The 235-nt window shown below is 70.2% G+C and carries 1 protein-coding gene; it reads left to right on the top strand.

What is annotated here, in order from left to right:
* A partial coding sequence (locus SB753_RS41460; RefSeq protein WP_410805741.1) for a tetratricopeptide repeat protein occupies positions 1 to 235 on the top strand: 235 nt, incomplete at both ends.

Here is a 235-nt window from a genome sequence, read left to right as displayed (position 1 = left end):
CAGCAATCTCGCGCGTGCGCAGGCGGGGCGAGGCAACGCGGACGAGTCGATTGCCGCGTTCCGTCGTGCGATCGCGCTCGATCCGAACCGCGTCGACAGTCACGACAGTCTCGCGACGCTGCTGCATGCGAGCGGCGATGTGGACGCGGCGATCGCCGTACTGCAACGCGCAGCGCGGCTCGATCCTGCCGATGCCGCGCGTCATCGCAAGCTCGCGCAATGGCTGCGGGGCCGC

Source organism: Paraburkholderia sp. SIMBA_053 (assembly GCF_046534895.1).
Classification (GTDB): Bacteria; Pseudomonadota; Gammaproteobacteria; order Burkholderiales; family Burkholderiaceae; genus Paraburkholderia; species Paraburkholderia caledonica.
Note: the sequence above shows the minus strand (reverse complement) of the source record. Positions and strands in the feature narration are given on the sequence as shown.